The sequence below is a fragment of the Curtobacterium sp. MCBD17_030 genome (genome assembly GCF_003224255.1).
Taxonomy (GTDB): domain Bacteria; phylum Actinomycetota; class Actinomycetes; order Actinomycetales; family Microbacteriaceae; genus Curtobacterium.
In genome coordinates this window covers 43,289-63,971 of the sequence record NZ_QKLI01000010.1, presented here as the reverse complement: position 1 = coordinate 63,971, position 20,683 = coordinate 43,289, and the positions used below count along the sequence as shown (strand labels likewise).

Annotated in this window: 15 protein-coding genes; 8 read left to right on the top strand and 7 right to left on the bottom strand. The window is 71.3% G+C overall.

Annotated elements, in window-relative coordinates; translation table 11 throughout:
- Positions 1-203: 203 nt before the first annotated feature.
- Complete coding sequence (gene proP / locus DEI89_RS10475; RefSeq protein WP_258366309.1) at positions 204-1,808, top strand: glycine betaine/L-proline transporter ProP; 1,605 nt, start codon at positions 204-206, stop codon at positions 1,806-1,808.
- Between the two features lie 98 nt (positions 1,809-1,906).
- Here proP and DEI89_RS10470 read toward each other — a convergent pair whose 3' ends face one another.
- From DEI89_RS10470 to DEI89_RS10455, 4 genes are all read right to left on the bottom strand, one after another.
- Positions 1,907-3,532: an ABC transporter ATP-binding protein gene (locus DEI89_RS10470; protein ID WP_110903991.1), complete on the bottom strand. Its 1,626-nt coding sequence runs from the start codon at positions 3,530-3,532 to the stop codon at positions 1,907-1,909.
- A complete protein-coding gene (locus DEI89_RS10465; protein ID WP_110903990.1) occupies positions 3,529-4,455 on the bottom strand; it encodes an ABC transporter permease in 927 nt (308 codons plus the stop codon). The genes DEI89_RS10470 and DEI89_RS10465 overlap by 4 nt, the downstream gene beginning before the upstream one ends.
- Entirely contained in the window at positions 4,452-5,381 is a 930-nt protein-coding gene (locus tag DEI89_RS10460) for an ABC transporter permease (RefSeq protein WP_258366308.1), read from the bottom strand. Before DEI89_RS10460 ends, DEI89_RS10465 begins: the two co-directional genes overlap by 4 nt.
- 79 nt (positions 5,382-5,460) lie before the next feature.
- Complete coding sequence (locus DEI89_RS10455; RefSeq protein ID WP_110903988.1) at positions 5,461-7,110, bottom strand: ABC transporter substrate-binding protein; 1,650 nt, start codon at positions 7,108-7,110, stop codon at positions 5,461-5,463.
- A gap of 32 nt (positions 7,111-7,142) precedes the next feature.
- On the opposite strand from DEI89_RS10455, the gene DEI89_RS17680 reads away from it, so the two are divergent.
- Together DEI89_RS17680 and DEI89_RS10445 are read left to right on the top strand one after the other, a co-directional pair.
- Positions 7,143-7,742: a TetR/AcrR family transcriptional regulator gene (locus tag DEI89_RS17680; protein WP_111045161.1), complete on the top strand. Its 600-nt coding sequence runs from the start codon at positions 7,143-7,145 to the stop codon at positions 7,740-7,742.
- Between the two features lie 72 nt (positions 7,743-7,814).
- The gene (locus tag DEI89_RS10445; RefSeq protein WP_110903987.1) at positions 7,815-8,534 is read left to right on the top strand and encodes a hypothetical protein; all 720 of its coding nucleotides are present in this window, start codon (positions 7,815-7,817) and stop codon (positions 8,532-8,534) included.
- Positions 8,535-8,600: 66 nt separating this feature from the next.
- Here DEI89_RS10445 and DEI89_RS10440 read toward each other — a convergent pair whose 3' ends face one another.
- Positions 8,601-9,674, bottom strand: coding sequence for a cation diffusion facilitator family transporter (locus tag DEI89_RS10440; protein ID WP_110903986.1), 1,074 nt, complete (start codon positions 9,672-9,674; stop codon positions 8,601-8,603).
- A gap of 254 nt (positions 9,675-9,928) precedes the next feature.
- Here DEI89_RS10440 and ileS point away from each other — a divergent pair, with 254 nt between their 5' ends.
- The 4 genes from ileS to ndk are packed head-to-tail and all read left to right on the top strand — an operon-like array spanning position 9,929 to position 15,534.
- Positions 9,929-13,213 carry an isoleucine--tRNA ligase gene (gene ileS, locus DEI89_RS10435; protein ID WP_181421593.1) on the top strand — a complete coding sequence of 1,095 codons (3,285 nt, stop codon included), beginning with the start codon at positions 9,929-9,931 and terminating at the stop codon, positions 13,211-13,213.
- Positions 13,210-14,667, top strand: a complete 1,458-nt coding sequence (locus DEI89_RS10430; protein ID WP_110903985.1) for a folylpolyglutamate synthase/dihydrofolate synthase family protein — start codon at positions 13,210-13,212, stop codon at positions 14,665-14,667. The genes ileS and DEI89_RS10430 overlap by 4 nt, the downstream gene beginning before the upstream one ends.
- Complete coding sequence (locus DEI89_RS10425; RefSeq protein ID WP_146236750.1) at positions 14,664-15,080, top strand: DUF4233 domain-containing protein; 417 nt, start codon at positions 14,664-14,666, stop codon at positions 15,078-15,080. Before DEI89_RS10430 ends, DEI89_RS10425 begins: the two co-directional genes overlap by 4 nt.
- A gap of 34 nt (positions 15,081-15,114) precedes the next feature.
- Positions 15,115-15,534 carry a nucleoside-diphosphate kinase gene (gene ndk, locus DEI89_RS10420; protein WP_110903983.1) on the top strand — a complete coding sequence of 140 codons (420 nt, stop codon included), beginning with the start codon at positions 15,115-15,117 and terminating at the stop codon, positions 15,532-15,534.
- A gap of 61 nt (positions 15,535-15,595) precedes the next feature.
- Here ndk and DEI89_RS10415 read toward each other — a convergent pair whose 3' ends face one another.
- Both DEI89_RS10415 and DEI89_RS10410 read right to left on the bottom strand, forming a co-directional pair.
- Entirely contained in the window at positions 15,596-16,462 is an 867-nt protein-coding gene (locus DEI89_RS10415) for a thioredoxin domain-containing protein (RefSeq protein WP_110903982.1), read from the bottom strand.
- 103 nt (positions 16,463-16,565) lie between these two features.
- Positions 16,566-17,171, bottom strand: coding sequence for a vitamin K epoxide reductase family protein (locus tag DEI89_RS10410; RefSeq protein WP_110903981.1), 606 nt, complete (start codon positions 17,169-17,171; stop codon positions 16,566-16,568).
- 327 nt (positions 17,172-17,498) lie between these two features.
- Between DEI89_RS10410 and DEI89_RS10405 the strand changes: the two genes are divergently transcribed.
- Positions 17,499-20,648, top strand: coding sequence for an Rne/Rng family ribonuclease (locus tag DEI89_RS10405; protein WP_181421592.1), 3,150 nt, complete (start codon positions 17,499-17,501; stop codon positions 20,646-20,648).
- The last annotated feature ends 35 nt before the right edge of the window (positions 20,649-20,683 follow it).

Below are 20,683 nucleotides of genomic sequence, written 5' to 3'. Positions count from 1 at the left end.
GTGATGAGGTGCCTGAGTGTCCCCGCGTGGTGCGGGTGCGATCCTCAGCGTACCGGTGGACCCGCGCTGGACAGCCCACCTGCTAGGCTTCCGGGGTTTGTCCGGCGAGCGCGGTTCGCAGGACGCCAGTGTCGCTGTCTCGCCGGAAGCCCGGCCGTCCCGCCGGGAGCCCGAAGGACGCCACAGCACACCGGAGGAACACCTTGCCAGCCAACGACACACCGAAGCAGCAGCAGGCGGACCGCCCGCTGCGGACGAAGGGCGCCGTGCGGACGAAGGGGGCCGTGAAGCGTGCCCGACGGAAGCTGACCGAGGACGACGTCACCGTCGTCGAGGAGTCGATGCTCAAGCGTGCCGTCGCCGCCGCGGCCCTCGGCAACGCGATGGAGTGGTTCGACTTCGGCATCTTCGCCTACCTCACGGTGACGATCTCACAGGTCTTCCTGCCGGAGGGCGACCCGGCGTCGAACGTCGTCGCGACCTTCGGCTTCTTCGCGGCCGCGTTCATCGTCCGACCGATCGGCGGCGCCGTCTTCGGTCCCATCGGCGACAAGATCGGCCGCCAGAAGGTCCTCGCGCTGACGATGATCCTGATGGCCGCCGGCACGCTGATGATCGGCCTGATCCCGTCGTACGACACGATCGGCGTCTGGGCCCCGATCCTGCTGCTCGTCGCCCGCTTCGTGCAGGGCTTCTCGACCGGTGGTGAGTACGGCGGCGCCGCGACGTTCATCGCCGAGTACTCGCCGGACAAGCGGCGCGGGTTCATGGGCTCGTGGCTCGAGTTCGGCACGCTCGCCGGGTACGTGCTGGGCGCCTCGATCGTCACCGGCCTGCAGTTCGGCCTGTCCGAGGACGCCCTGCTCAGCTGGGGCTGGCGCATCCCGTTCATCATCGCCGGGCCGCTCGGCCTGATCGGCCTGTACCTGCGGCTGAAGCTCGAGGAGACCCCGGCGTTCCAGAAGCAGCAGGAGCAGGCCGCCGAGCGCGAGTCGCAGAAGACGCCGTTCCTCAAGCTCTTCGCTGAGAACTGGCGTGCCCTCGTCATCTGCATCGGGCTGGTCCTGGTGTTCAACGTGACCGACTACATGCTGCTGTCGTACATGCCGACCTACCTGGAGCAGAACCTCGGCCAGAACGCCACGTTCGGACTCATCCTGATCGTCGTCGTGATGCTGCTCATGATGGTCGTCATCACGTTCGGCGGTCGGCTGTCGGACCGCTTCGGTCGTCGTCCGGTGCTCGCCGCCGGTTGCATCGGCTTCTTCCTCCTGTCCTGGCCGGCGCTGGAGCTCGTCCAGACCGGCACCGGCGTCGGGGTCTTCTCCGGCCTGCTCATCCTCGGCGTGGTCCTGGTGACCTTCACGTCGACGATGCCGTCCACCCTGCCGGCGCTGTTCCCGACGATCATTCGCTACGGCGCCCTGGCCATCGCGTTCAACGTGTCGGTGTCGCTCTTCGGCGGGACCACCCCGCTCGCCACCGCCGCACTCATCAACTGGGCGAAGGACGGCGGCTACGGCTGGGCTGAGGACATCCCCGCCTTCTACCTCATGCTGGCGGCCGTCATCGGGCTCGTCGCGGTGTACTTCACCAAGGAGACCGCCGCCACGCCGCTCATGGGCTCCGGCCCCACTGTCGGGTCTGAAGACGAGGTCGCCGGCGTCATCGACGACTACAACGACCCGACCTCGGAACTCGCACGGTCCGACTGGGCGAAGGAGTTCTCGACGAGCCAGATCCCGGTCGTGACCGCGGACGGTCCGGTCGGCGACGGCGCGCAGGACAGGGCGCCCGCGGGATCCTGACCCGCACCACCCGGCCTGGAGGCCCGACCCGCGTCACGTGGGTCGGGCCTCCGTCGCGTGGGTGGTCGGGTCCGGCACCCGCGCCGACGGCGTGCCCGTCAGGCGGACGGGCCCGCTGCCAGCCGTCCGGCGGCACGGACGAGCCGCTGCGTGACGGGGTGCTCCGGACGGCCGAACACGGCCTCGGCGGGGCCGCGCTCGACGACGGTGCCCTCGTGGACGACGAGCACCTCGTCCGCGAGCCGCCGGACGGCTCGCAGGTCGTGTGACACGAAGACCATCGCGACGCCGGTGTCGTCGCGGAGCCGTTCGAGCAGGCCCAGCACGGCGTCCTGCACGGTGGCGTCGAGGGCGGTCACCGGCTCGTCGAGCACCAGGACCTCCGGCTCGGTGGCCAGCGCGCGGGCGATCGCGAGCCGCTGCCGCTGACCGCCGGACAGGGTGCGGGGCGACCGGGTCCGGAGGCTCGTGTCAAGGTCGACCTGTCGCAGTGCGGCCTCGACACGGTGACCCAGGGCACCGGTCGCACGCCGGGCACGGCCTCCGCTCAGGGCGTCGGCGAGCACGCGGTCGACGTCCCACCGCTCGTCGAACGTGGCGCCCGGGTCCTGGACGACCGCGGCGATCCGGTGTCGCCGGGCACGACGCTCGCGCTCGGCGAGCGGTGCCCACGCCTCGCCGTCGAGCGTGACCGTCCCGGCGTCCGGCGTCTCGAGCCCGAGGAGCATCCGCGCCACCGTCGTCTTGCCGGAGCCCGACGCCCCGACCACGCCGAGCACCCGGCCCGGCGCGACCCGCAGTGCGACGTCGGTGACGGCGGCCACTCCCGGGTAGGAGCGCACGAGGCCCTCCGCGGCGAGCACCGGCTGCTCGACCGCGAGCACCGGCCGCTCCGATGCGGACGGGACGCCCACGGCACGGACCGCCGCCGTCGACCGCGCCGCGCGCACCAGGGCCTGCGCGGCGGGGTGTGTCGGGGCCTCCAGGACGGTGGCGGTCGGACCCTCCTCGACGATCCGGCCGGCGTCCATCACCGCGACCCGGTCCGCCCAGCCCGCGACGAGTCCGAGGTCGTGCGTCACGACGAGCAGCCCGGTGCCCCGTTGTTGCGCCGCCCGCAGCTGCTCCATCACGCGGAGGGCGATCCCGGCGTCGAGGGCCGTGGTCGGTTCGTCCGCGACGAGGAGCCCGGGCCGGCCGATCGTCGCGGCGGCGATGAGGGCACGCTGTCGCATGCCGCCGGACAGCGTGCCCGCGGTCCGGCCGTCGGTGGCGAGCGCGGGGTCGAGCCCGACGGCCTCCAGTTCGGCACGGACCGCCTCGACGCGGTCGCGAGCCGACAGGTCGGTGTGCAGGCGGAGGGCGTCCGCGACCTCGCGCCCGACCGGACGGAGCGGGTCCAGCGCGCCCAGGGCCTCCTGGCCGACGTAGCCGACGTCACGACCGCGGACCGCGCGCCACCGGCGTTCCGACAGGCCACGGACGTCGTGGTCGGCGACGGCGAGCCGGTCGGCCGTCACCACCGCACCGGTGGCGGAGAGGCCGAGTGCCGCCCGGACCGTGACGGACTTGCCGGACCCGGACGCGCCCACGAGCGCGACGCACTCGCCCGGGGCGACGCGGAGCGTGACGTCGGAGACGAGGGGGAGGCCGTCGATCGTGACGGCGAGACCGGCGACCTCGAGGGCGAGGTCGTCGCCGTGCCCGCTCCCCGCGCCGCTCACCGCGCCGCTCCCGCGCGGCGGAGCGCCCGGCCGAGCACCGTCACCGCGGTCGCGAGCACCACGATCGCCAGCCCCGGGAAGGTGCTCATCCAGGGTGCGGTCTGCAGGTAGGTGCGGCCGTCGGCGAGCATCGCACCCCACTCGGGTGCCGGTGGCGGTGTCCCGACGCCGAGGTAGCTGAGCGCCGACGCCCACACCACGGCCTGGCCGATGCCGAGCGTGCCGACCGCGACGACCGGCCAGAGCGCCGCCGGCAACACGTGGCGGAGCACGATGGCGGCGGGGGAACGGCCGAGCAGCACTGCGGTCTCGACGACCTGGGACGACCGCGCGGTGCGGACCAGGCCGCGGACGATCCGGGCGTACCCGGGGGCGGTCGCGAACCCGACCGCGAGCATCGCCGGCACCGGTCCGGGCCCGGTGACGGCGATGACGACGAGTGCGACGAGGAGCAGCGGCAGCGCGAAGGCGACCTCGGTGACCCGCCCCACGACGGCGTCGACGACCCGGCCGCCGAGCCCGGCGAGGACGCCGAGGACGACGCCGGTGCCACCGCCGACCAGCGTGGCGACCACGCCGACCAGCAGTGACGCGCGCGTCCCCGCGACCACCCGTGCCAGGACGTCACGTCCGGACTCGTCCGTGCCGAAGGGGTGGTCGGCGCCGGGCGGCAGGAGCGCCTCGGTCGGGTGCACCGCGAGCGGGTGCGACCCGCCGAGCAGCGTCGGCCACAGCGCCGCCACGACGGCGACGGCCACCACCGCCGCGGCGACGGTGCCTGCCGGGCCGAGCGTCCCCCCACGGAATCGCTCGGACCGGCGCCCGGCGCGGGCGGCGCCGGGGTCCTGGGACGGCGTGCTGCCGGGCACGCCGTCGATGCTGCTGCGTCCGGACGGGAGGCTCGGGTCGACGATGCCGCTCACCGCGCCTCCGCCTCGTCCGACGTCGTGCCCCGCGGGTCGACCGCCCGCTCGACGAGGTCCGCCGCGGCGAGCACCACGACGTACGCCGCCGCCGAGACCAGGGCGATCCCGGCGACGAGGGGCATGTCCCGCTGCGTCACGGCGGTCACCAGCGCCCGCCCGATGCCGGGCAGCGCGAACACCGATTCGACGACCACGGCCCCGGACACCAGCGACCCGAAGGCCCAGGCGGACAGGGCGATGCCGGGCAGGGCCGCGTGCCGGAGCAGGTGCCGCCCGAACAGCCCCGCGCGGGACTCGCCCCGACCCCTGGCCGCGAGCGCGAACGCCGAGCGCTGCGCGTCCACGACGCCGTCGCGGATCGTCTCGGCCAGGTACCCCGCGACCGGGACCGCGACGACCAGCACCGGCAGCACCCACCCGCGGACGGTCCCGTCGCTCACCGCGGGCACCCACCCCAGGCTGCCGGCGAAGACGACGATGAGCACGCTGCCGAGCCAGAAGTGCGGCATCACGCTCGCGGTCACCGACAGCCCGGTGGTCAGCAGCGCCGCCGCGCGCCCGCGCTGCGTCGACCACCACGCGGCGACGACCGCGAGCACCCAAGCGACGACCAGCCCCGCCACCGCGAGCGTCAGCGTCACCGGGAGCTCCTGCGTCAGCAGCGTCGACACCGGCGTGCGGAACGCGTACGAGTCGCCGAGCTGCCCGGTCGCCAGGCGTCCGAGGAACACCGCGTACTGCGCGAGCACCGGGCGGTCGAGGCCGTACTCGGAGCGGACCTGCGCCACCGCCTCGGCCGAGGCCTGCGAGCCCGGTCCGCCGAGGATCGCGAGTGCCGGGTCACCGGGGATCAGGCGGATCGCGACGAACACGATCGTCGCGACCGCCCACAGGACGCCGACCCCGCCGAGCAGCCGGCGCACCGCCCAACGCGCCCACCGGACGGCGGGCGAGTGGCGTGCCGGACGGGTGCCGGGCCTCCTGGTCGTCGCCACCGGTGCGTCAGCGGGCGAGCCACGCCGTCCCGAACCACGGCGTGGAGACCGACGTGGTCGAGATGCCGTGCACGGCCGAGCGGTACAGGAAGTGGTTCTGCTGGTCGTAGAGGGGCAGCACGGTCCGGCTCTCGAGGATCGTCTTCTGCGCCTGTTCGACCAGGTCGGCACGCTCCGACGAGTCGGCGGTCTGCGCCGCCTGCTCGAGCAGCCGATCGAGGGCCGGGTCGTCGAGCTGCGCGAGGTTCGCGAAGTACCCGGACGGCGCCGGTGTGATCGACGCGGAGTCGTAGAGGACACGGAGGACGTCCGGGCCGACCTTCGTGTACGGCGCGCTCACGACGTCGTACTGGTTCTCCGCCAGGGCGGCGTACCAGCTGGACAGGTCGAGTTCCTCGAGCTCGACGGTGATGCCGACCTTCGCTTCGGAGGCCTGGATCTGCTGGAAGAGGCTGCGCTCAGCCGGCACCGACTGGTTCGTGGAGACCGGGAACGTGACGGTGAGGGGCTCGCCGTCCTTCTCGCGGGCGCCATCGCTGTTCGTCTTCCAGCCGGCGGCGTCGAGCAGCCGCTTCGCCTCGGACGGGTCGTACGCGAAGAGCGACTCGTCGGAGTACGAGGTCGGCTCCACACTGGACAGCACCGAGTACGAGCGCTTCGCGGTGCCGAGGAACAGGGACTTCAGGCCCGGGTCGATCTCGGCAGCTGCGATGAACGCCTTGCGGACGGACTCGTCCTGGAAGACCCCGTGGCCGGAGTTCAGCTCGAGCCGGTTCGACGCGCCGGGACGCGGGGCATCGAGGTCGCGGATCGCGGCCTTCGACGACGCGGCCCGCAGCTGGTCCGGCTGGGCGTTGTCGATGACGTCGACCTGCCCGGACTGCAGTGCCGCGTAGCGGGAGGTCGAGTCCGGCAGGAACCGCCAGGTCAGACCGTTGAGCCGGGGCTTCGTGGTCGAGTCGCCGAGCGGCGTGTAGTCGGCGTTCTCCGTCAGGGTGACGCGGTCGCCGTGCTTCCAGTCGGTGACCTCGAACGGGCCGGTGCCGACGGGGGACTCGCAGTTCGTGGCCTGCTTCCGCTGCAGGGCCTTCGGCGACTCCATGCCGACCCAGGGCTGCGAGAACGACTCGAGGAGCGCGGCGTCCGGCCGGCTGAGCGACAGGGTGACCGTCCGGTCGTCGGTGGCCCTGGCCTCCTCGATCGACTGCAGGGCGAGGTACCCGGTGCTGGAGGCCGTGGCGGGGTCCTGCACGTGCTCGATGTTCGCGACGACGGCCGCGGCGTCGAACGGGGTGCCGTCGGTGAACGTCACGTCGTCCCGCAGGGTGAAGGTGAGGGTCTTGCCGTCATCGCTCGTCGACCACTTCGTGGCCAGTTCGGGTGTGGGCTCGCCGTCGTCGAGACCGACGAGTTCCTCGATGTACTGCGTCGCCAGGAGCGCCTGCGGGTAGTTGCCGCCGACGTGCGGGTCGAGGCAGGTCGGTTCCGCGTCGCCCGAGGCGTACGTCAGCGTGCCCCCACGGACCGGGGTGCTGCTGTCGCTGGGGCTGCCGCCGCCGGAGCAGGCGGCGACGGCCAGGAGGACCGTGGCCGCGCTGGCGACGCCGGTCACGATACGCCGCAGCGCCGGGCTTTTCTGTACTGGGTCCAAGATCATGGCTCGACGAGTCTAGCGGTTTACTGGAGGGCATGGACCAGCCAACCCGCCGAGGCGGTCGACCGCGACGATCGAGCGCCGAGGTGCTCGCCGACGCCGCTGCCGAGCTCTTCCTCGAGCAGGGGTACGCGAAGACCACCGTGGACCACATCGCCGCCCGCGCCGGTGTCAGCCGCGCGACCTTCTTCAACTACTTCGCCGCGAAGTCCGACGTGATGTGGCTCGACCTCGACGCCGCGGTGGCCGAGTTCCCGCAGCACCTGGCGTCCTCCGCCGAGACGAGCGCCGTCCGCGCCGTGGAGGACGCCCTGCTCGCCACCGCCCGCGCCCACGATCCGGACCGCGTGCCCTGGGCCATCAGCCAGGCCGAGGTGATGGACGTCGGTGCCGAACTCGTCGCGAGCGGTGCCACCCGGGTCACGGGGCAGCACCAGGCGATCGCGTCGTTCGTCGCCGGGCGGACCGGAGAGCACCCGGCGTCGCTCTGGCCGCAGACCGTGGCGGGGTCGATGCTCGGGGCGGCTGCCGCTGCCTTCGGGGTCTGGGTGACCGACGGGGTCGCGCGACGTCCACTCGTGGAGTACGTCGCCGCCGCGCTGACGCCGGTGGTGGCGGGGCTCGACTCGCGCTGACCCGGTGTCGCTCCGCTGGTAGGTTCTGCGTGCGCCATCCGAGGGGGACGGCCGATGACTCCAGGGGGATCCGTGTCCGAGACACCCGAACAGCAGCCGTCCTCGTCCGGAACGGGTGGTCCGGACCCGAAGCGCCACGAGCCGGACGCCGCGCAGGCCCCGCAGTACCCGGCGCAGGCGCCGCAGGACGGCGGTCAGCAGACGCCGCAGTACCCCGCGCAGGCTCCTCAGTACCCGGCGGGCCAGCAGCAGCCGCCGCAGTTCGGCGGTCAGCCGCCCCAGTACCCCGGCGCCTCGCAGGGCCAGCAGCCCTGGCAGGGTGCCGGCGCCCCGATGGTCCAGCCCGGGGGAGCCGCTGCGTACGGCGGCCGCCCGCAGCAGCCCCGGGGTCGTCGGGTCCTGGTGGCCGTGGTCGGCATCGTGGCGTTCCTCGTCGCCGGTGCCCTGGTCCGTTGGGGCCTGTCCTCGATCGGCGGCCCGTCGAAGCAGGAGCTCGTCGACCAGGGGGTCGAGAAGATCACCGAGCAGACGACCTTCCCGAAGCAGGTCGACGAGATCACGACCTGGACCGGGGTGGACGCCGAGGACGAGGCGATCCACTACCGCTACAGCGTCGCCGCCGACCCGACCGCGATCTCCGAGCGGGCGATCCGCAGCTCCGTGCTGTCGAACCTCTGCTCGACGACGGCGACGCGGGACATCCTCGAGGAGGACATCGCGATGCGGTACTCGTACGTCTTCCCGGGCTCGACCAAGACCGTCGACCTCGAGTTCACCGACGCCGACTGCTGACGCCTCGGCCGTCTGGGTCGCCCGGGTCGCCCGGGTCTCGCAGGGCGCTCAGGGCACTCAGGGCGCTCAGGCGCGGAGCGTCCCGGCGCCTCCGGCGGCGACGTCCTCGACGGTCCCGTCCTTGACGACCTCGGGGATCTCGTTGCCCGTCGGCTTCAGGACCGCGGCACCGGGCACGGACAGCGTGAGCACGGCCTCCTCGACGTACTGGCTGTCCTCGAGCGACTGCTCGATCTTCCGGAGCCGGCCGGCGACGTGCTCCTCGGTGTCGTTCCCGACCAGGTCGACCGCGGCGACCATGTACACGCGCGACGGGCCGACGAACTCCAGGTGCAGGTAGCTGACGCTCTCGACCTGCTCGCGGGCGAGCAGTTCGACGAGCACGGCGTTCTCGAGCTCGGGGGAGGTGCTCTCCCCGAGCAGGAACCGGCGGTTGCGGTCGATGAGGACGACGGCGACGACCCCGAGCAGCAGGCCGACGGCGATCGACCCGATGGCGTCGAACACGGCGAGCCCGGTGACCTGGTGCAGGAAGACACCGAGGAACGCGATGACCAGGCCGACGAGCGCGGCGGCGTCCTCGGCGAAGACGGCTCGAAGCGTCGGGTTCGACGACTGCAGCACGTGCCGGAGGACCGGGACGCGGCGCTTCGTCGCGGCACCGTGGGCCTGGCGGAACGCCTGCAGGAAGCTCGTCCCCTCGAGGAGGAACGACACCCCCAGCACGATGTAGTTGAGGACGACGTCCTCCGCCGGCCCGGTGTCCCCGAGCTCGGTGATGCCGTGGTAGATCGAGACGATCGCGCCCGCGGTGAACAGCCCGAACGCGGCGAACATCGACCAGATGTACGTCTCGCGGCCGTAGCCGAGCGGGTGGCGTGCATCGCGCTTCCGGGCACCGCGTCGTTCGGCGATGAGCAGGAAGATCTCGTTCCCGGTGTCCGCCCACGAGTGCGCGGCCTCGGCGACCATCGACGCGGAGCCCGTCAGCATCGCGGCGACGGACTTGGCCACCGCGACGAGCAGGTTCGCGCCGAACGCGATGAGGACGGTGAGCAGGGACTCCGGCTTCGCTTTCGCGCTGCCGGCCAAGGCGTCCGGAACGGTCTCGGGGGTCTGGGATGACGACGACGAGGGCATCGCTCCAGCATGCTCCCGTCCGGTAGACTCGGGCGCACAGGCATCGATCCGGCCATCACCGGGGAGTCATCCGGAAGAACGCGGCACCCGTCGGGGGTCGTCAGTAGAACCGGACGGGTTCGGGACCGTCATCATCCCCGACGCAGAGTGGTCACGAACAGGCGGTCGCGCCGGTCCGAGGCAAGCGAGGTGGTACCGCGGAGCGCAGGCTCCGTCCTCGTGGTCCAGTTCCACCGACCTCCAGGAGCCATCCGGTGCGTTACCCCCTGAACCGCGAGTCCCCGAACGGCGACGTGTCCGCGAGCGGTGCGGGCGTGAACCCGTCCCCGTCCTTCCCCGCGGTCGAGCGGGGGATCCTCGCCTTCTGGAAGGGCGACGACACGTTCCGCGCGTCCATCGCCGAGCGCGAGGGCTGTGACGAGTGGACCTTCTACGACGGCCCGCCGTTCGCGAACGGCCTGCCGCACTACGGGCACCTGCTGACCGGCTACGCCAAGGACGTCTTCCCGCGCTACCAGACCATGCGTGGCAAGCAGGTGCACCGTCGCTTCGGCTGGGACACCCACGGGCTGCCCGCCGAGCTCGAGGCGATGCGCCAGCTCGGGATCACCGAGAAGCACGAGATCGACGCCATGGGCATCGACGTCTTCAACGCGGCCGCGCGCAAGTCGGTGCTGCAGTACACCGACGAGTGGCAGCAGTACGTCACCCGGCAGGCGCGCTGGGTCGACTTCGAGGACGACTACAAGACCCTCGACGTCACCTACATGGAGAGCGTCCTGTGGGCGTGGAAGACCCTGTGGGACAAGGGCCTGGCGTACGAGGGCTTCCGGGTCCTGCCGTACTGCTGGAACGACCAGACGCCGCTGTCGAACCACGAGCTGCGCATGGACGACGACGTCTACAAGATGCGCCAGGACCAGTCGGTGACGGTCTCGTTCCCGCTCACCGGTGCACGTGCACAGGAGCTCGGACTCGACGGCGTCCGTGCCCTCGCCTGGACCACGACCCCGTGGACGCTGCCGACGAACGCCGCGCTCGCGGTCGGTCCGGCGATCGCGTACGCGGTCCTGCCGGCCGGGCCGGGAGGCGCGGCTGACGGGTCCGACGCCGGTTCGGCCTCCTACCTGCTCGCGGCGGACACGGTCGCCGCGCACGCCAAGGACCTCGGGTACGCCTCGGCGGAGGAGGCCGTGGGCGCCGTCACGCGGACGATCGAGGGCCGGGAGCTCGACGGCGTCACCTACGAGCGCCTGTTCGACTTCCTCGCGGAGACCGAGGGCATGGAGAACGCCTGGAAGGTCCTGGTCGCCGAGTACGTCGAGACCGGTGAAGGCACCGGCATCGTGCACCAGGCCCCGGCCTACGGTGCCGACGACCAGGAGGTCTGTGCGGCCGCCGGCATCCCCGTGGTGCTCTCGCTCGACGAGGGCGGTGTCTTCACGTCGCAGTTCCCGCTCGTCGCCGGACAGCTCTGGATGGACGCCAACAAGCCGCTGACCAAGGCCGTCCGCGACGCCGGCCGACTGCTCCGCCAGGCGTCCTACGAGCACAGCTACCCGCACTGCTGGCGCTGCCGCAAGCCCCTGATCTACAAGGCCGTCTCGTCGTGGTTCGTCCGGGTGACCGACCTCCGCGACCGCATGGGCGAGCTCAACCAGGACATCAACTGGGTGCCGGACAACGTCAAGGACGGGCAGTTCGGCAAGTGGGTCGGCAACGCCATCGACTGGTCGGTGTCCCGCAACCGGTACTTCGGCACGCCGATCCCGGTGTGGCAGTCCGACGACCCCGAGTACCCGCGCACCGACGTGTACGGCTCGCTCGCGGACATCGAGCGCGACTTCGGCCGACTGCCGCTGAACGCCGATGGGCAGGTGGACCTGCACCGTCCCTTCATCGACGACCTGACCCGTCCGAACCCGGACGACCCGACGGGTGCGTCCACCATGCGGCGGATCACCGACGTGTTCGACGTCTGGTTCGACTCCGGGTCGATGCCCTACGCGCAGGTGCACTACCCGTTCGAGAACGCCGAGTGGTTCGACGCACACAACCCGGCGGACTTCATCGTCGAGTACATCGGGCAGACCCGCGGCTGGTTCTACGTCATGCACGTGCTCTCCACCGCGCTGTTCGACCGGCCGGCGTACACGAACGTCATCAGCCACGGCATCGTCCTGGGCTCCGACGGCCAGAAGATGTCGAAGAGCCTGCGGAACTACCCGGACGTGTCCGAGGTCTTCGACCGCGACGGCGCCGACGCGATGCGCTGGTTCCTGATGTCGTCGTCGGTGATCCGCGGCGGCAACCTCGTGGTCACCGAAGAGGGCATCCGCCAGGGTGTCCGCGAGTTCCTGCTGCCGCTGTGGTCGACGTACTACTTCTTCACCCTCTACGCGAACGCGTCGGGGGAGTCGGGCTACCAGGCCGCCCGCAGCACCGCGAGCACCGACGTGCTCGACCGGTACCTCCTCGCGAAGACGCGCGTGCTCGTCGCCGACGTGACGACGCACCTCGACGCGCTCGACACCCCGCTCGCCGCGCAGGCGATCCGTGACTTCGCCGACGTGCTCACCAACTGGTACGTCCGCCGGTCGCGGGACAAGTTCTGGGCCGGTGCGGAGACCTCCGCGGAGGCCCGTGCCGCGTTCGACACGCTGTTCACGGTCCTCGAGACCCTCGCCCGGGTGGCGGCGCCGCTGGCACCGCTCGTGACCGAGGAGGTCTGGAAGGGCCTGACCGGTGACCGCAGCGTCCACCTGACCGACTGGCCGGACGCGTCCGAGTTCCCCGCGGACGACGCCCTCGTCGACGCGATGGACCGCGTGCGGGACGTCGCCTCGAAGGGGCTCGCGCTCCGCAAGTCGACCGGCAAGCGCGTCCGGCTGCCGCTCGCGACGCTGACGCTCGTCGTGCCGGACCCCGCAGCGGTCGAGCCGTTCGCGGACATCCTCCGCGACGAGCTCAACGTCAAGCGGGTCGTGCTGGAGGCGCAGGCCGAGGAGTCCCTGGCGCAGTACGGCATCGAGCGGAAGCTCACCGTGAACGCCCGCGCTGCCGGCCCCCGCATCGGCAAGGCCGTGCAGCAGGTCATCCCGGCCGCGAAGAAGGGCGACTGGGCCGCGACCGAGACCGGCGTCACCGTCGGTGGCGTCGACCTGGTCGAGGGCGAGTTCACCCTCGACCTCACCGTGGCCGACACGTCGAAGGCCGTGGCGTTCCTGGACGGCGGCGGGTTCGTCGTCCTCGACACCGTCACCACGCCGGAGCTCGAGGCCGAGGGCATCGCCCGCGACGTCGTCCGTGCCGTGCAGCAGGCCCGTCGCGATGCCGGTCTCGACGTCGGCGACCGCATCGACCTGACGCTCCGAGCGGACGAGACGGCCGCTGCCGCGATCGTCGTGCACGAGACGCTCATCGCGAACGAGACCCTCGCCAGCGGAGTACAGGTCGTGCCGACGGCGTTCGGTCAGGACGAGGACACCGTCGCGGTCGGCGACGGAGCGAAGGTGACCGTGGAGGTCCAGCGCGCATGAGCGACAGCAACGAGTACGACGCCCCGGCGGACGACGCGGACGGGATCCAGATCCCCGTCGGTCCGGCGGGCGACACTGCTCCCGGCGAGGAGCTGCCGTACGGCGGGGACGACGACGAGGTCCGGCGGGTCGAGGCGGCGCTCATGGCCCGGATCGGTGAACAGTCGCCCGAGCACCGCCTGACCGCGACCCGACGTGCCGTCGAGCTCCTCGGCGACCCGCACCTGGCGTACCCGGTCATCCACATCACGGGGACGAACGGCAAGACGTCGACCGCCCGGATGACCGAGAGCATCGTCCGTGCCCACGGTCTGCGCACCGGGCTCATGACCAGCCCGCACCTGGTGTCGATCCGGGAGCGCATCGTCATCGACGGCGAGCCGATCGAGCCGAGCCGGTTCGTCGAGAACTGGGACGACATCACCCCGATCCTCGAGATGACCGATGCCGAGCTCACCGCCAAGGGCGAACTGCCGCTGACGTTCTTCGAGGCGCTGACCGTCCTGGCGCTGGCGTGCTTCGCCGAGGCGCCCGTCGACGTCGCCGTGATCGAGGTCGGCATGGGCGGCGAGTGGGACTCCACCAACGTGGTGCAGAGCCAGGTGCAGGTCTTCACCCCGATCGCCATCGACCACGCGAAGCAGCTCGGCAACACGGTCGCCGAGATCGCGCGCACGAAGTCCGGGATCATCAAGCCGTCCTCGTCCGTGGTCACGTCGGCCCAGGTGCCCGAGGCGCTCGCCGAACTCGAGCGGGCCGCCGAACTCACCGAGTCGACGCTGGCGGTCGAGGGAACCCGCTTCCGGGTGACCAGCGACACCCCGGCGGTCGGCGGGCAGCTGATCAGCGTGCAGGGCATCGCCGGGACCTACGACGACCTGTTCGTGCCGCTGTTCGGCGCCCACCAGGCGCACAACGCGGCGGTCGCGATCGCCGCGGTCGAGTCGTTCCTCGGCCGGGGCAGCCAGGCACTCGACGAGGACGTCCTCAGCGAGGGGTTGGCCAACGCGACGAGCCCCGGCCGGCTGCAGCCGATCGCGACCGGTCCGACCGTCGTCGTCGACGCAGCGCACAACCCGCACGGCGCGAAGGCACTCGCCGACGCGTTGCCCGTGGCGTTCCCGTCCGGACACGTCGTCGGCGTCGTCGGGATCCTCCGCGACAAGGACGCCCGCGGGTTCGTCCGTGCCCTCAAGGACACCGTCGCGACCTTCGTCGTGACACAGCCGCCGGGGGAGCGGGCACTCGACGCCGACGAGTTCGCCCGGCTCGTCGTCGACGAGGTCGGCAACGACCGGGTCGTCGTCGAACCGTCGCTCGCCGGCGCCCTGCAGGAGGCCCGTGACCTGGCCGACGACGCCGACGCCGAGGACGCGATGGTCCTGGTCGCCGGCTCGATCGTGATGGTGGGTGCCGTCATGGAGATGGTCCACCGCGAAGGCGGGACGAAGTGACGGACGCACCACGGGCCTCCCGTCCGCCCCGCACGCCCCGGATGCGACGTCCGCGTCGGGACCGCGGGGCCCGCGAGAGCCTGCTGTCGATCACCCTCGTGCTCGAGGCGATCATGTTCTTCTTCCCGATGCTCGTCGTCTACGGCAAGCACACCCTGCCGGCCGGACTGGCCTTCGGCGGTGGCATCGCCGCGATCGTCGTCCTGGCCCTGGCGTCCCGACTGACCGGCTCCCGTGCCGGTGTATGGTTCGGGTGGCTGCTGCAGGCGGCCATCCTCGCCACCGGGTTCATCGAGCCCTTCATGGTCGTGGTGGGCGTGGTGTTCCTGGCGCTGTGGGTCTTCTGCTTCGTCAAGGGCGGTCAGCTCGACCGTCAGAACGCCGCCCGCCGAGCCGCACTCGGCGAGGACTGACCCACCACCAACTCGAACCGCAGGGAGTCCCGCTGTGTCCGAACTCGAAGAGACCCTCGTCCTCGTCAAGCCCGACGGCGTCGCCCGCCAGCTCACCGGTGAGATCCTCCGCCGCATCGAGGCGAAGGGGTACGAGATCGTCGACCTGAAGATGCTGACCGCGCCGCGCGACCTGCTCGACAGCCACTACGAAGAGCACCAGGGCAAGCCGTTCTTCGAGCCGCTCGTCGAGTTCATGCAGTCCGGTCCGCTCGTCGCCGTGCGCGTCGCGGGCAACGGCGTCATCGCCGGGTTCCGCTCGCTCGCCGGGACCACCGACCCGACCTCGGCCGCTCCCGGCACCATCCGTGGTGACCTGGGCCGCGACTGGGGTCTCAAGGTCCAGCAGAACCTGGTGCACGGCTCGGACTCGGCGGAGTCCGCCGCCCGTGAGCTCGGGCTCTGGTTCGCCTGATCCGGTACGACGAAGGCCCCCGCACTCTCGAGTGCGGGGGCCTTCGTCGTCGTGCCGGCGACTACTTGCCGGAGCCGACGTTCTGCTCCACGAAGGAGGCGAAGGCCTGGGCGTCGGACCAGGCGTTGGTGCCGGTTCCGTTGTACTGCTTGCCGTTCACGAGGACGGTGGGAGTCCCGGTCAGCTTCGGCAGGTCGGAGTTCGGCAGGGGCTCGGTGAGCGCACGGTTCGTGGCGTCGGCGACCCAGCCGGCGAACCGCTGGTCGGTGATGCAGGACTGCACCTCTGCGTTCGTCGCGCCGGCCTTCTTCGCGATGTCGGCGAGCTTGTCGTTCGTCAGACCGCGGGTGTTCTCCGACGGCTGGTTCTCGTAGAAGGCGCTGTTGACGTCGAGGAAGGCGTCGGGATCGTAGTTCGCGACACAGGCGGCCGCGGCGGCCGAGCGGGTCGAGTACTTCGAGCCGAGCGAGGCGCGGTCGAGCAGGTTGAACGGGCGCACCTCGAGCGTGGCGGTGCCGTCCTGCACCCACTGCTTGATCTGGGACATGTTGCCCGTCTCGAACTGGTTGCAGATCGGGCACATGTAGTCCTCGTACACGGTGATGTTCGCGACCGAGTCGTCCTGCTTCGTGGCCCTCGGCTTCCCACCCTCGGGGATGCCCTTCGTCTCGACCGGGACGATCTTGCCGTTCTGCCCCGTGAGCACGATGCCGTCGCTCGCCATGTTCTTCGGTCCGGGCCCGACGGGCTGGATCGAGTTCGCGACCACGAGCACGACGATCGCGACGACCGCGAGCGACGCCACGATGATGCCGCTGATCAGGAACGTCTTGTTCCGACGTCGGCGGGCCTGCTCCTTCTGGCGGGCCTCGCGGGCACGCTCGCGCGCGGCGTTGCGGCGCGCCTTCTTGCTCTCGTTGTCGCTCATCGGGATCGAGCGTAACGGCTCCGACCGCCGGGACCGGGCCCCTGTGCTGGGAAGACCCCAGGAATCAGGTGACACGTCACCACCGTGGGCTCAGTCGCGGAGTTCAGAGGGTGGTCAGGAGCGTCGGGAACTGAACGAGGATCACCACGACGATGAACAGGTAGTTCGCGAGCGGGAACGCCCAGCAGAACGGCAGGAGCGCTCGGCCGATCCGTCGTCCCCCGGTGCCGAACGGCAGGTTCCCCTTCGCCAGGTTCCAGATCGTGAAGATCCAGAACAGCGGGATCGTCATGGCCCAGACGAGCATGCACCAGAGGCAGAGGTACCCGATGAACCAGACGGTCTGGGTGAACAGCCAGGTGACGAAGACCCAGGCCAGGAAGAGCCCGGCGTTGAACAGCGTCCAGAACCACTTCGTACCCCGGAACCCTGCCAGCAGCGCGATGCCGACGGCGATCGGTGCCACGAACCCCATCATCCCCAACAGCGGGTTCGGGAACCCGAAGAGGTGCCCTTGCCACGTCGTCATGACGTTCGAGCAGTTGAGGAAGGGGCTGACGTCACACGTCAGCACCTTCTGCGGGTTCTCGTACTTGGCGAACTCGTCGAGCACCAGACTGAACGCCGCGTACAGCCCGACCAGTCCGGTCACGAGCAACAGGATCGCGACGGCGACGGGACGGCGGGGAGCAACAGGCGTCGAACTCACGGCGTCATCTTCGCACGAGGCTCCCGGCGTTCTCCGCGACCGCGTGCGATGATGGACCAGTCACCCGGCCGATCCGGGCGACGACGAGAACTTGCCGGGCCACCGCCCGGACGTGATGGTGTTGTGACAGAGCACCGTGACCGGACGACGCGTCACCTCCGACGCCGAGCCGCCGTGAGCCGGGTGCCCACGACGACCGGGCGTGGACGAGACGCCGGATCGGTCACTGACAGCAGCGAGCGCGGGGGCGGAGTCGCCGCCCGCACCGATACGAGAGAATTCCCGCCACCCACCGGGTGCGTGCGGGGTCGAGGAGTGCACCAGTCCATGGTGGAGCAGAACGAGAACCAGAACCAGAACACCGACGACGCGCCGAAGCGCCGGACCCGCCTCTTCGGTGGCCGTCGCGCCCGGTCCGGCGGCCTCGAGGCGCCTGACCCGTCCGACACGTCGACCGACGCCGTCGAGACGGTCGGGTCCGACGAGCAGGTCGAGTACGACGAGCAGGTCGGGTCCGACGAGCAGCTCGATCCCGACCGGTCGTCCGACGTGGTCGAGGCGCTCGATGTCGCGGACACGGTCGACGCCTCCGACGGTGCCGACGTGAGCGACACCGCTGACGTCACCGACACCGCCGAGGCAGACGTGAGCGACACGACCGAGGTCGAGCAGTCGCCGGACTCGGAGACCGTCGAGGTCGTGGTCGACACCGCGACCGGCACGGTCTCCGTCGTGGTGGAAGCCGCCTCGGGTGCGGGAACCGCGCCGGAGGACGTCAGCACCCTGACCGGTGACCTGCGGGCCGTCGGCCAGGACGAGGTCGGGACGCAGGGCGCGGCGGACGCGAGCGACGTGCCGGAGGCGCGACGGGCCTCCCGTCCGGACGCGGCGTCGGCCCCGGCCGAGCCGTTCGTCCCGAAGGCGACCAGCACGCTCAGCCTGATCTTCCACGCCCCGGTGCTGCCGGAGCTGCCCGCCCGATCTGACCGTGACCGTGATCGGAGCGACCGGTACGACCGTTCGGACCGAGCCGAGCGCTCGGGACGCGGCTCCCGCTCCGGCCGGAGCGACCGGTACGACCGTTCGGACCGGTACGACCGGTCCGACCGTGACGACCGCGACGACCGCCCGGAGCGCGACGAGCGCACCGATCGGGTCGACCGTTCTGACCGTTGGGATGACGAGGACCGCGACGAGCAGGGTGGCAGCCGCCGCCGCACCCGCCGCCGGGGCAGCAGCAGCGACCGCGAGCAGGCCGAACCGCGTCGCCGCGAGCCCGAGCTCATCACCGAGCCGCAGCGCATCAAGGGCTCCACCCGTCTCGAGGCCAAGAAGCAGCGCCGTCGTGACGGCCGTGACGCCGGACGTCGTCGCCAGGTCGTGACCGAGGACGAGTTCCTGGCCCGCCGCGAGAGCGTCGACCGCCAGATGATCGTGCGGTCGAGCTCCTCGACCATCGAGATCGGCGTGCTCGAGGACGGCGTCCTCGCCGAGCACTACGTGACGAAGTCGCAGAACGTCTCGCTCATCGGCAACGTCTACCTCGGCAAGGTGCAGAACGTGTTGCCCTCGATGGAGGCCGCCTTCGTCGACATCGGCCGCGGTCGCAACGCCGTCCTGTACGCCGGCGAGGTCGACTGGAACTCGGTCGACACCAGCCACGGTCGTCGCATCGAGGCCGCGCTCAAGCCGGGTGACAAGGTGCTCGTGCAGGTCACGAAGGACCCGGTCGGCCACAAGGGCGCGCGTCTGACCAGCCAGGTGTCCCTGCCGGGCCGTTACCTGGTCTACGTGCCCAACGGCTCGATGAACGGCATCTCCCGCAAGCTGCCGGACACCGAGCGCGCCCGTCTCAAGAAGATCCTCAAGGAGGTCCTCCCCGAGCACGCCGGCGTCATCGTGCGCACGGCCGCCGAGGGTGCCACCGAGGACCAGCTGACGCGCGACGTGCAGCGCCTCACCAGCCAGTGGGAGGCCATCGAGAAGAAGGTCCAGAGCGGCCAGGCGCCGGTCATGCTGCACTCCGAGCCGGACCTGCTGGTGAAGATCGTCCGTGACGTCTTCAACGAGGACTTCACGAAGCTCATCATCGACGGCGAGTCCGCTCGACAGACCATCGACGAGTACCTCAGTGCGGTCGCGCCGGACCTCAAGGACCGGGTCGAGCTCTACCAGGGCCCGGACTCGTTCGAGGAGTACCGGATCAACGAGCAGATCGAGAAGGCCCTCGACCGCAAGGTCTGGCTGCCCTCCGGTGGTTCGCTCGTGATCGACCGCACCGAGGCCATGACGGTCGTCGACGTCAACACCGGGAAGTTCGTCGGCTCCGGGGGCAACCTCGAGGAGACCGTCACGAAGAACAACCTGGAGGCCGCCGAGGAACTCGTCCGCCAGCTCCGGCTGCGGGACATCGGCGGCATCATCGTCGTCGACTTCATCGACATGGTGCTCGAGGAGAACCGGGACCTCGTGCTCCGTCGCCTCATGGAGTGCCTGAGCCGCGACCGGACGAAGCACCAGGTGGCCGAGGTCACCTCGCTCGGCCTCGTGCAGATGACCCGCAAGAAGATCGGTGTCGGTCTGCGCGAGTCGCTCGACGAGGTCAACGCGCAGGTCAACGACAACAACGCGGACCCGGGGCCGACCAAGGGCCGCCGCAAGGCCCGTGGCGGCAACGGCAACGGTGGAGGCACGAACGGCAACGCCGTCGCGGCCGAGTCGAAGGCGTCGCAGGCGCACCAGATCACCGACGACGTCAAGCACGCGTTGTCGCGGATCGCCGCGTCGACCATCTCGCACGAGCAGTCCGACGTGCCGGTCACCGGCGTCGCCGGTGCCGCGTCGCCGGTCACGGCGGCGTCGCCGACGTCGCCGGTCGCCCCCGCGGCCGAGGCGCCGATTGAGCCCACCGGTGGCTCGAAGCGTCGTCGCCGTCGTGGCAGCCGGGCCGGTGACGCGCAGCAGGTGTCGAGCGACGCGCAGCAGGTGTCGAGCGACGCGCAGCAGGCGTCGAGTGACGCGCAGCAGGGGTCCGCCGAGCAGCACACGTCGCTCGCGACGCCCGCCCCGGAGGCGGTGCTCCCGGGGACGACGACGGGTGTCCACACGCGGTCAACGCGTCCGGAGTCGGCACCGGCGCAGTCGGCCGCGGCTGTCGCTGAGCAGCCCGCCGCCGAGGTGGCGCCGAAGGAGCGTCCCGCCGGTCGCCGTCGGGTCAGCTCGTCGGCCCCGGTCACGCCGGCCGACACCACCGTCGCCATCCTCGACATCCCGGTCGGCGTCGCCAAGCGCGAGCCGCGTCGGGTGAGCGAGGAAGCGGCGGAGTCCCTCCTCGACTCGGTGCTGCAGGCGCTGCCCGAGCCGAAGCAGCCCGGCCAGGGTCGTGCGCGTTCGCGTCGTGTCTCGTCGGGGAGCATCAGCGCCCCCGCGAACCCGACGGCCACCGAGGACGACGGCACCGTCATCCTCGGGCAGTGATGTGACGGACGAGCAGCGTCCGGCTGGTCGTGACC